General features: G+C 66.4%; 8 protein-coding genes. 5 read left to right on the top strand and 3 right to left on the bottom strand.

All coding sequences use genetic code 11. The features are described from left to right. The first annotated feature begins 189 nt into the window (after positions 1 to 189). A complete protein-coding gene (locus AC1DIQ_RS17395; protein ID WP_121042896.1) occupies positions 190 to 1,581 on the top strand; it encodes a class II 3-deoxy-7-phosphoheptulonate synthase in 1,392 nt (463 codons plus the stop codon). 110 nt (positions 1,582 to 1,691) lie between these two features. Continuing rightward, positions 1,692 to 2,831: a mechanosensitive ion channel family protein gene (locus AC1DIQ_RS17390; protein WP_478050502.1), complete on the top strand. Its 1,140-nt coding sequence runs from the start codon at positions 1,692 to 1,694 to the stop codon at positions 2,829 to 2,831. A 27-nt stretch (positions 2,832 to 2,858) separates the two neighbouring features. Here AC1DIQ_RS17390 and AC1DIQ_RS17385 read toward each other — a convergent pair whose 3' ends face one another. The 3 genes from AC1DIQ_RS17385 to typA are packed head-to-tail and all read right to left on the bottom strand — an operon-like array spanning position 2,859 to position 6,878. Then, entirely contained in the window at positions 2,859 to 4,475 is a 1,617-nt protein-coding gene (locus AC1DIQ_RS17385) for an amidase (RefSeq protein WP_461770595.1), read from the bottom strand. A gap of 55 nt (positions 4,476 to 4,530) precedes the next feature. After that, positions 4,531 to 5,016 carry a DUF2127 domain-containing protein gene (locus tag AC1DIQ_RS17380; protein ID WP_121042900.1) on the bottom strand — a complete coding sequence of 162 codons (486 nt, stop codon included), beginning with the start codon at positions 5,014 to 5,016 and terminating at the stop codon, positions 4,531 to 4,533. Between the two features lie 14 nt (positions 5,017 to 5,030). Then, a complete protein-coding gene (typA, locus tag AC1DIQ_RS17375) occupies positions 5,031 to 6,878 on the bottom strand; it encodes a translational GTPase TypA (RefSeq protein ID WP_121042902.1) in 1,848 nt (615 codons plus the stop codon). Between the two features lie 329 nt (positions 6,879 to 7,207). Here typA and AC1DIQ_RS17370 point away from each other — a divergent pair, with 329 nt between their 5' ends. From AC1DIQ_RS17370 to prpE, 3 genes are all read left to right on the top strand, one after another. Then, positions 7,208 to 7,702, top strand: a complete 495-nt coding sequence (locus AC1DIQ_RS17370; RefSeq protein ID WP_121042904.1) for a peptidylprolyl isomerase — start codon at positions 7,208 to 7,210, stop codon at positions 7,700 to 7,702. A gap of 63 nt (positions 7,703 to 7,765) precedes the next feature. Further along, complete coding sequence (locus AC1DIQ_RS17365) at positions 7,766 to 8,752, top strand: malate dehydrogenase (protein ID WP_121042906.1); 987 nt, start codon at positions 7,766 to 7,768, stop codon at positions 8,750 to 8,752. 414 nt (positions 8,753 to 9,166) lie between these two features. Further along, positions 9,167 to 11,044, top strand: a complete 1,878-nt coding sequence (gene prpE / locus AC1DIQ_RS17360; RefSeq protein WP_282263854.1) for a propionate--CoA ligase — start codon at positions 9,167 to 9,169, stop codon at positions 11,042 to 11,044. Positions 11,045 to 11,182 lie beyond the last annotated feature (138 nt).

The raw sequence follows: 11,182 nt of genomic DNA, 5'->3' as shown, positions 1-11,182 counted from the left end.
AGGAGGGGCCGGCCTGGCAAGTGTTACTCCGTAACAAATCATGCGCCTGTCCGACGCCGCTGGACCATGCGCGATCTGGCCGATCGCCGTGACCTTTCTTCAGCGTTCAGCCTCCGGGCACGTGCCCGCCCCTTTGCGCCGGGGGCGCGCTCTGCGACCATGACCGGCCCCACACCCCGGAAGTCCGTGATGAGCCTGTCCGCCCCGCCTGTAGCCGATCCCGCCGCGACCGCTGTCGACGCTGCCTGGTCGCCGGAGAGCTGGCGTGGCAAGCCGGCGCTGCAGATGCCAACCTACCCGGACCCGCTGGCACTGGATGCCGCCCTGCACGAACTGAAGCGGCTGCCGCCGCTGGTGACCTCCTGGGAAATCCTGGCGCTCAAGCAGCAGCTGGCCGATGCCCAGGAAGGCAAGCGCTTCCTGCTGCAGGGCGGTGACTGCGCGGAGAATTTCAGCGACTGCGAATCCACCACCATCTCCAACCGGCTCAAGGTGCTGCTGCAGATGAGCCTGGTGCTGGTGCACGGCATGCGCAAGCCGGTGATCCGGGTCGGGCGTTTCGCCGGGCAGTACGCCAAGCCGCGCTCGGCCGATACCGAAACCCGCGACGGCCTGACCCTGCCCAGCTATCGGGGTGACGTGATCAATGCGCCGGAGTTCACCGAGGCCGCCCGTCTGCCGGACCCGCGCCGGATGCTGCAGGCGCATGCGCACTCGGCGATGACGATGAACTTCGTGCGGGCGCTGATCGATGGCGGCTTCGCCGATCTGCACCACCCCGAATACTGGAACCTGGAGTGGGTGCGGCACTCGCCGCTGGCTACCGATTACCAGAAGATGGTGTCCTCGATCGGCGATGCGGTGCGTTTCATGGAAACCCTGTCCGGCACGCAGGTGTACAACCTCAACCGGATCGATTTCTACACCTCGCACGAAGCGCTGCTGCTGCCCTACGAACAGGCGTTGACCCGCCAGGTGCCGCGCCAGCAGGGCTGGTTGAACCTGAGCACGCATTACCCGTGGATCGGCATGCGCACCGCCGCTCTCGATGGCGCACACGTGGAGTATCTGCGTGGCGTGCGCAACCCGATCGCGATCAAGGTGGGCCCGTCGGTGCAGCCGGACCAGCTGCTGCGCCTGATCGACGTGCTCAACCCCGAGGACGAGCCGGGCCGCCTGAGCTTCATCCACCGCATGGGGGCGGCACAGATCGCCGAAAAACTGCCGCCGCTGTTGAATGCGGTCAAGCGCGATGGCCGGCGCGTGCTGTGGGTGTGCGATGCGATGCATGGCAACACCGAGAGCACCAGCAACGGCTACAAGACGCGGCGTTTCGACAACGTGCGTGGCGAGGTCGAGATGTCCTTCGACCTGCACGCCGCGGCCGGCACGCGGCTGGGCGGCGTGCATCTGGAGCTGACCGGTGAGGACGTGACCGAATGCACTGGCGGTGCGCGTGAGCTGACCGAGCGCGACCTGGAACGCGCGTACCGTTCCTCGGTGGATCCGCGCCTGAACTACGAGCAGTCGCTGGAAATCGCGATGGCGATCGTGCGCAAACAGGCGCACTACGCCGACTGATACCAGTGCGTGTCCTCGACACGCACCTTACATTCGCCTGACACGATGGTCATGGTGGCACCTGCATGCTGTGCACTTCCTTGCGAAGAACACAGGAGCGTGCAGTGACCGTGGACTGGCAGCAGGCAGCGCTGTATCTATGGCCGATCTCGATCGCACTGGCGATCGGGATCAGCGGCTGGTGGTTGTTGATGGCGTTGACGCGGCGGCTGAAAGACCGCGACTACCGCCGCGCCCGCATCGCGCGCGTGATCAGCCGACCGCTGGCGTTTGCCCTGCCGCTGTTGCTGTTGATTCCCGCACTCGAAGCGACGCCGCTGCAGGAGCACCGGCTTGAACAGGCACTGCGGCTGCTGCACATCGGTGTGACCGGCTGCGTCATCTGGCTGCTGGTGCGGGCCGTGGCCGCGGGCGAGCAGGCGATCCTGCGCGACCATCCGATGGAGGTGGCCGACAACCTCGAAGCGCGCCGCATCCAGACCCAGACCCGGGTGCTGAGCCGCGTGTTGATGGGCGCGATCATCCTGGTCGGCGTCTCGCTGATCCTGCTCACCTTCCCGATGGTGCGCCAGATCGGCACCGCGCTGCTGGCCTCGGCCGGCATCATCGGCCTGGTCGCCGGTATCGCGGCCAAGCCGGTGTTCGGCAACCTGATCGCCGGCCTGCAGATCGCCTTGACCCAGCCGATCCGGCTGGACGATGTGGTGATCGTCGAGGGCGAGTGGGGCCGGGTGGAAGAGATCAACAGCAGCTACGTGGTGGTGCGGATCTGGGATGCGCGACGCATGGTGGTGCCGCTGACCTGGTTCATCGAACACCCGTTCCAGAACTGGACGCGGCGCAGCGCCGATCTGCTCGGCACCGCCTTCCTGTGGCTGGATTACACCGCGCCGATCCCGGCGATCCGCGCCGAACTGGAGCGCATCTGCAACGGCGAGGCGCTGTGGGATGGCCAGGTCTGCGTGACCCAGGTGACCGAGACCAGCGAACACACCCTGCAGGTGCGTCTGCTGGTGAGCGCACGCAACTCCGGCGATGCCTTCGATCTACGCTGCATCGTGCGCGAACGCATGCTCGATTTCCTCGCCCGCGAACATCCTCAGTCGTTGCCGCGCACCCGCGCCGAGCTCAATCAGGAGGCCACGCCGATGCGCCGCGCGCGTTCGCAGCCGGCCGAGGACGTGCGTTCGCCCGGTGCCGAAGATGGTGAGCCGGCGGTCCTGCCAGACCCGGGTGACGTATCCCGGTAATGCCGGCCGTTGGCCGGTACACGCCCCTCAGGGCGCGATGCCGTTCGTCAGCAGGCTGTCGGTCTGGAATCGCGGCGGGCGACGTGCGCGGGTGCGCTGCTCGTAGGCGTAGCCCAGCTCGATCAGCCGCGGCTCGCTCCATGCGGTGCCCATGAACAGCAGCCCCAGCGGCAGCCCGTTCACGTGCGCCATCGGCACGGTCAGGCTGGGGTACCCCGCCACCGCGGCCGCGCTGTAGCTTTCACCGGGGAAGTCATCGCCGCGGCCGGGCCGGATCGGCCAGGCCGTCCCGGTGGTCGGCGCCACCAGCGCATCGAGGTTGTGCTCGCGCAGCACCGCATCGATGCCGTCCGGACCGGCCAACCGGCGCGCATCGCTGCGCGCGCGGATGTACGCCGGGCTGCCAAGGCCGCCCATGGTGGCGGCGGTGTCCATCAGGTCCTGATCGAACAGCGCCAGCTCCTTGCCCGCATGCTGCCGGTTCCACGCGATGACGTCGTCCAGCGTGCGCACCGGCGCCTGGTAGGTGGTGAAGTAGCGCTGCAGCCCAGCCTTGAACTCATGCATCAGCACGATCTGCTCAGCCTCCTGCCACTGGCCCTGGGTTGGCAACTGCACCGGCACCACGGTCGCGCCCGCGTCGCGCAGCACGGCCACCGCATGTTGCAGGGCGGGTGCGATGCCCGGCTTCTGCAGCAGGTCGCCATACAGCACGCCGATCCGCGCACCGCGCAGGCCATCGGCGTTCAAGCGCGAGGTGTAGTCGTACACGGCGCGCCCCGGCATGGTGGCGGTAGCCGGGTCAGCCTCGTCCCGGCCGGCCATGGCGGTCAGCAGGGCGGCCGCATCGGCCACGCTGCGCGTCATCGGGCCGGCGGTGTCCTGGCTGAAAGAGATCGGGATGATGCCTTCGCGGCTGACCAGTCCCACGGTCGGCTTCAAGCCGACCACGCCGTTGACCGCGGCCGGGCAGACGATGCTGCCGTCGGTCTCGGTGCCGATCGCGGCCACCGCCAGATTGGCCGAGACCGCCACCGCGCTGCCACTGCTGGAGCCGCACGGGTTATGGCTGAGCCGGTAGGGATTGCGGGTCTGGCCGCCGCGCGCGCTCCAGCCGGAGATCGACTGGCTGGAGCGGAAGTTGGCCCACTCACTGAGGTTGGTCTTGCCCAGGATCAGCGCACCCGCCGCGCGCAGCCGCTTGACCAGGAACGCATCGTCGGGGCGGAAGCCTTCCAGCGCGAGCGAACCGGCGGTGGTGCTCATGGGGCTGGCGCCGATGTTGTCCTTGAGCAGCAGCGGGATGCCGTGCAGCGGGCCGCGCAGCTGCCCTTGGCGGCGCTCGGCGTCCAGCTGGGCAGCTTCGCGCAGCGCATCGGGATTGAGCTCGATCACCGCGCGCAGGCGCGGGCCGGCCCGGTCGAGGCGGGCGATGCGGTCCAGGTAGGCGCGGGCCAGAGTGACGCTGTCCAGCTCGCCGCTGGCCATCCGCGCTTGCAGCGCGCTGATGTCGGCCTCGGCATAGGCGAAGGGCAGCGCTGCGGTCGGTGAGGGCGTGGGCGATTCGCGGGCATGCAGAGGCGCCGGGCCCGGGCTGCAGCCGGCCAGTGCGATGAGCATCAATGACGTCAGTGTCAGGCGCATGCCTGTTCCCCCGAACCGGCCGACAGGCTAACCAGCACAGGCGGCGCTTGGCAACTCAAGCCGCGTTGGCGATCGTGCCGTGGCGTTTGCGGATATCGCGGGCGAGTACGCCGACCACGATCAGATTGATCACCAGCACCGACCACGAGGCCCAGCCCGGATGGCGGAGAATGGCGTAGATATCGAACGGCAGGTAGATGCCGGCGGTGACGCAGCCCAGCCAGGAAGCCCAGGCTTTGGCGCGCCAGAGGCCCCAGGCCTCGAATAAGTGCAGGACGCCGTAGGCGACCATCGCAGCAGCCGCCAGATGCACTGCATCGGGGCTGATCATGTTGAGCAGCGAGGGCAGGGTGCCGTGATCCGGGTCCAGGCTGAACCGGCGGATCAGGGCATTGACCGCATCGCGCAGGGGCTGCGGACCGAGCATTTCCAGCCCGGTCGCAGCCAATAGCGCCAGAACCGCCTTGCTGGCTTCCAGCAAGGCGATCAGGTGAAGCCCCGGATGCTTGTGAGGATCCGGGTTGTAGGGCTTGTCGATCACGACAATGGGTCCGATCAGCCGCCGCGCGAGGCCTTCTTGCGGTCGCTTTCGGTCAGGCCCTTCTTGCGAAGGCGGATTTCCTTCGGGGTGATCTCGACCAGCTCGTCGTCTTCGATGAAGTCCAGGGCCTGCTCCAGCGAGTACTTGATCGCCGGGGTCAGCTGGATCGCATCGTCCTTGCCCGAGGCGCGCATGTTGGTCAGCGGCTTGGTCTTGATCGCGTTGACGGTCAGATCGTTGTCCTTGGAGTGGATGCCGACCAGCTGGCCTTCATACACGTTGTCGCCTTCAGCAGCGAACAGCTTGCCGCGTTCCTGCAGCGGGCCCAGGGAGTACGCCGGGGTGGCACCCGGGGCATTGGCGATCATCACGCCGTTCTGGCGCTTGGCGATCGAACCCTGTTCCTTCGGGCCGTAATGGTCGAACACGTGGAACAGCAGGCCCGAACCTTGGGTCAGGGTCTTGAACTCGTTCTGGAAACCGATCAGGCCACGGGCCGGGATCTGGTATTCCAGGCGCACACGGCCCTTGCCGTCCGGCTCCATGTTCTTCAGCTGGCCCTTGCGGGTGCCCAGCTTTTCCATCACGCCGCCCTGGTGCTGCTCTTCGATGTCCACCACCAGCTGCTCGATCGGCTCCATGGCCTGGCCGTCGATCTGCTTGATGATCACTTCCGGACGCGACACGGCCAGCTCGTAGCCTTCACGACGCATGTTCTCGATCAACACCGACAGGTGCAGTTCGCCACGGCCGGAGACCAGGAACTTGTCGGCGTCTTCCAGCTGTTCCACCTTCAGGGCCACGTTGTGGACCTGCTCGCGATCCAGGCGGTCCTTGATCTGGCGGCTGGTCAGGAACTTGCCACCGGACAGGTCCTTGTTGCCGGCGAACGGCGAGTTGTTGACCTGGAAGGTCATCGAGATCGTCGGTTCATCGACGGTCAGCGCCGGCAGGGCTTCCGGGGTATCCGGGTGGCACAGGGTGTCGGAGATGGTCAGTTCCGGAATACCGGAGATGGCGACGATGTCGCCGGCCTCGGCGGTGTCCTGCTCGATGCGCTCCAGGCCCAGGAAGCCCAGCACCTGCGCGACCTTGCCGTTGCGCTTCTTGCCTTCACGATCGATGACCGCGACCTGCATGTTCTTCTTCAGGGTGCCGCGCTGCACGCGGCCGATGCCGATCACGCCCACGAAGTTGTTGTAGTCCAGCTGGCTGATGCGCATCTGGAACGGACCTTCCGGGTCCACTTCCGGCATCGGCGCGTGCTGCATGATCGCTTCGTACAGCGGGGTCATGTCGCCGTCGCGCACGGTGTCTTCCAGGCCCGCGTAGCCGTTCAGGGCCGAGGCGTAGACGATCGGGAAGTCGAGCTGCTCATTGGTGGCGCCGAGCTTGTCGAACAGGTCGAAGACCTGGTCGATCACCCAATCCGGACGCGAGCCCGGGCGGTCGACCTTGTTGACCACGACGATCGGCTTGAAGCCCATCGCGAAGGCCTTCTGGGTCACGAAGCGGGTCTGCGGCATCGGGCCGTCCATCGCGTCGACGAGGATCAGCACGGTGTCGACCATCGACAGCACGCGCTCCACTTCGCCGCCGAAGTCGGCGTGTCCCGGGGTGTCGACGATGTTGATCCGGTTCTTGATACCGGTCTTCTTGTCTTCCCAGGTGATGGCCGTGTTCTTGGCCAGGATGGTGATGCCGCGTTCCTTTTCCTGGTCATTGCTGTCCATCACGCGCTCGGCGAGCACGGTGCGCTCGGAGAGGGTGCCGGACTGCTTGAGCAGCTGGTCGACGAGGGTGGTCTTACCGTGGTCGACGTGGGCGACGATGGCGATGTTGCGAAGATTTTCGATAGACATGCGAAAGGGGGCCAGTCGGCGCCGGATTTGGAAAAAGAAGTCCAACATTATACGGCCAAGATGACCAATCGCGAAAAGTACGTCGCAAGCCTTGCCGGACGGGCATTCAGCTGTGTGAGGGGCGCCTGTCCGGGGCGCCGCGATGATGCAGGAAGCGCCTCCGCCCCCTGAGTCAGGGGGCTGCCGCGAAGCGGCGGGGGTGTGGGTGCTGGCAAGAGGGGGCCGCGGTTCGCGCAGCGAAGCGTGGGGCGGCAGCGCGCATGCGGTGGCGCATACCACGGGTGTATCCTATGGGGCTAACGACAAACCCCCGTACCCCAAGGATTTGCATGTCCCTCATCGCCACTTTCGACACCACCCAGGGCCCGATCAAGGTCGAGCTGTTCGCCGACAAGGCCCCGCTGACGGTCGCCAACTTCGTCAATCTGGTCAAGCACGGCTTCTATGACGGCCTGGTCTTCCACCGCGTGATCCCGGACTTCATGATCCAGGGTGGCTGCCCCAAGGGCCAGGGCACCGGCGGCCCGGGCTACAAGTTCGAAGATGAAAAGAACGGCGTGAAGCACCAGGTCGGTTCGCTGTCGATGGCCAATGCCGGCCCGAACACGAACGGCAGCCAGTTCTTCATCACCCACATCAAGACCGATTGGCTGGACGGCAAGCACACCGTGTTCGGCCAGGTGCTCGACGGCCAGGCCATCGTGGACTCGGTCAAGCAGGGCGACGTGATCCATTCGATCACCCTGGAAGGCGACACCGACGCCGTGCTGGCCGCCCAGGCCGAGCGCGTGGCGGAGTGGAACAAGCTCATCCCCAGCGCCTGATCCGATCCCGACGGCCCCCTGTGAAGGGGGCCGTTTTTACGCTTCTTAGCAGAGGAAATCCCCATGAAAGCACCTGTTCGTGTTGCCGTGACCGGCGCCGCCGGCCAGATCGGCTACGCCCTGCTGTTCCGCATCGCCTCCGGCGACATGCTGGGCAAGGACCAGCCGGTCATCCTGCAGCTGCTCGAGCTGCCGGTCGACAAGGCCCAGGCCGCCCTGCGCGGCGTGATGATGGAACTGGAAGACTGCGCCTTCCCGCTGCTGGCCGGCATGGTCGGTACCGATGACGCCGAAGTGGCCTTCAAGGATGCCGATATCGCCCTGCTGGTCGGCGCGCGTCCGCGCGGCCCGGGCATGGAGCGCAAGGATCTGCTGCTGGAAAACGCCAAGATCTTCACCGCCCAGGGCGCGGCGCTGAACAAGGTCGCCAAGCGTGACGTCAAGGTGCTGGTGGTCGGCAACCCGGCCAACACCAATGCCTACATCGCCATGAAGTCGGCACCGGATCTGAACCCGCGCAACTTCACCGCCATGCTGCGCCTGGACCACAACCGTGCACTGAGCCAGCTGTCGACCAAGCTCGGCAAGCCGGTCGGTGGCATGGAGAAGCTGATCGTGTGGGGCAACCACAGCCCGACCATGTACCCGGATTACCGTTTCGCCACCGCCGAGGGTGCCTCCATCGCCGAGGCGATCAACGACCAGGAATGGAACGCCTCCACCTTCATCCCGACCGTGGGCAAGCGCGGCGCGGCGATCATCGAAGCCCGTGGCTCGTCCTCGGCCGCCTCGGCCGCCAATGCCGCCGTCGACCACATCCGTGACTGGGTGCTGGGCAGCAACGGCAAGTGGGTCACCATGGGCGTGCCGTCCGACGGCTCCTACGGCATTCCGGAAGGCGTGATCTTCGGCTTCGCGGTCACCACCGAGAACGGCGAGTACACCCTGGTCAAGGATCTGCCGGTCGACGACTTCAGCCAGAAGTACATCGACAAGACCCTGGCCGAGCTGGAAGAAGAGCGTTCGGGCGTCGCCCACCTGCTGGGCTGATCGCACGCCACGACAGGTGCCGAAGAGAACGGCAGGAGCCGTTCTCAACGGTGCAAAGCGCCGGCCCGAAGGGTGAGCGCCAGGACGGCGCGAATATCGTTGGTCGGTACGAATTGAAAAAACGCCGGGCATTGCCCGGCGTTTTTTTTTGTTCTTCGCCCATAGGCGGTGCAAAGGCGCGTACTGAGTCTTTTCCGCGCGGCGGTCGGTGGGTGGGGCGCTGGCCCCCCATGCCCTTGTAGGCGAAATAAAGGAGGAGGGGGCGGCCGCAGGCCGACGCCGGAGGACATTCGCCGGAAAGGGTATGGGGGGGCAGCGCCCCACCCACCGACCGGCCCTACGACCAAGGTCGGACGGCCCGCGCCTCACCATCGGACTATGCTCGATCCCATGACTTTGTCTGGGAGGGCTGTCATGCGTTACGAAGATGTCTATCGACGTTCGGTCGATGAACCCGAGGCGTTCTGGGGCGAAGAGGCCCAGCGCATCTACTGGCATACACCGCCGCAGCAGATCCTCGACTACAGCAATCCGCCGTTCCGGCGCTGGTTCGTCGGCGGGGAAACCAACCTCTGCTACAACGCGGTGGACCGTCATCTGGTCGACCGTCCCGATCAGCTCGCCCTCGTCGCCATCTCCAGCGAAACCGGCGTTACCCGCGAGATCACCTACCGCGAGCTGCACCGCGAAGTGAATGCCTTCGCCGCCGTGCTGCAGCGGCTGGACGTGCAGCGCGGCGACCGCGTGGTGATCTACATGCCGAACATGGCCGAAGCGGTGTTCGCGATGCTGGCGTGTGCACGCATCGGGGCGATCCACTCGGTGGTGTTCGGCGGTTTCGCCGCGCACAACCTGGCACTGCGCATCGATGACGCCGAACCGAAGCTGTTGATCGCCGCCGACGCCGGCAAGCGCGGTGGCAAAGTGATTCCGTACAAGGCGATGGTCGATGCCGCCTGCGCCGAAGCCGCCTCGCCGCCACCGCATGTATTGATCGTCTCACGCGGGCTGGACCCGGCCGAGCCGAAGGTGCCCGGTCGTGACGTCGATTACGCCACGCTGCGTGCCGAGGTAGGTGACCAGGATGTACCGGTGGTGTGGCTGGAATCCAGCGAGCCGAGCTATCTGCTCTACACCTCCGGCACCACCGGCAAGCCGAAGGGCGTGCAGCGTGATGTCGGCGGCTACGCAGTCGCGATGGCGCAGTCGATGGAGACGGTGTTCGACTGCAAGCCCGGCCAGGTGATGTTCTCCACCTCGGATGTGGGCTGGGCGGTCGGGCATTCCTACAACGTGTACGGCCCGCTGATCGGCGGCTGCACCTCGTTGCTCTATGAAGGGCTGCCGACCCACCCGGACCCGGGCATCTGGTGGGCGCTGTGCGAACAGTACGGCGTGCGCACGCTGTTCTCCTCGCCGACCGCGATCCGCGTGCTCAAGAAACACGACGCCGATTTCATCCGCCGCCACGATCTGGAAGCATTGAAGTACGTCTTCCTCGCCGGCGAACCGCTCGACGAGCCGACCGCGCACTGGATCAACGACGCACTCGGCAAGCCGATCATCGACAACTACTGGCAGACCGAAACCGGCTGGCCGGCACTGACCCTGCTGCCGGGCGTGGACATGAAACCGGTGCGCTTCGGCTCGCCCGGTTTTCCGAACCTCGGCTACCGGATGAAGGTGATCGACGAGAACACCGGCGAGACCGTCGCGCCGGGGCAGAAGGGCGTGCTGGTGATGATCCCGCCGCTGCCGCCGGGCTGCATGACCACGGTCTGGAAGGACGACGCGCGCTTCATCCAGAGCTACTTCAGCCACTTCAAGGAACTGCTGTACAGCTCGCTGGACTGGGCGATCCAGGACGAAGACGGCTACACCTTCATCCTCGGCCGCACCGACGATGTCATCAATGTGGCCGGGCACCGCCTGGGCACGCGCGAGATCGAAGAATGCATCGCCGGCCATCCGCTGGTGGCCGAGGCCGCCGTGATCGGGGTCAAGGATGAACTCAAGGGCCAGGTGCCGCTGGTGTTCGTCACCCTCAAGCAGGCCCTGCAGGGCGACGGGAGTGCCGTGGCGGCCGAGATGATGCAGCGGGTGACCAATACCCTGGGCGCGGTCGCGCGGCCGGCGCACATCCATATCGTCAACGCGCTGCCCAAAACGCGTTCGGGCAAGCTGCTGCGACGCTCGCTGCAGGCGCTGGCGGAGGAGCGTGATCCAGGGGATCTGTCGACCCTGGACGACCCGGCGGCCTTGGACGAGATCCGGCGCGCACTGGGGAGCTGACCCGGTAGGCCCCCCGCACGATGCTGCAGCGCATTACCGGCGACACGAACGCTCGGGTAAGCTGCGGACGTGATCGGTGCGGGTCTTGCCGGCGGCACGCGCGCGCTGGGGATACGGCGCGCCTGGGGCGGCCGCCGG

Source organism: Stenotrophomonas sp. 05L413 (assembly GCF_056397945.1).
Note: the sequence above shows the minus strand (reverse complement) of the source record. Positions and strands in the feature narration are given on the sequence as shown.